At 73.8% G+C, this 301-nt stretch carries 1 pseudogene; it reads right to left on the bottom strand.

Annotated elements, in window-relative coordinates:
- Window positions 1–301, bottom strand: a pseudogene (locus G3I65_RS41290) (hypothetical protein); the annotation flags it as partial.

Raw genomic sequence — 301 nt, 5'->3', positions numbered from 1 at the left:
GCGGGCCTGGGCGTACCAGGTGCCGAACGCGGCGACGGCGAACGCGCTCGCCGCGGTCACCGGCGCCACGTAGTACCAGTGGAACGGCCCGACCCCGATGAACGAGTAGGCCAGGTAGTAGAGGACCCCGCCGGAGGCCAGCGCCGCGACCGGGCCGAGCGCCGGGAACAGCGGCCACCGCACGGCGAACCGCGCGGCCGCCCACCCGGCGAGCGCGATCACGCCGAGCAGGGCCGGCACGAACGACACGAACACGGTCACCGGCCAGCCGAGGTAGTACATCATCGGCCCGGTGCTGTAG

The sequence above is a fragment of the Amycolatopsis sp. SID8362 genome (assembly GCF_010550475.1).
Taxonomy (GTDB): domain Bacteria; phylum Actinomycetota; class Actinomycetes; order Mycobacteriales; family Pseudonocardiaceae; genus Amycolatopsis; species Amycolatopsis eburnea.
The sequence above is the reverse complement of the archived record's forward strand: the minus strand, read 5'-3'. Positions and strand labels throughout refer to the sequence as shown.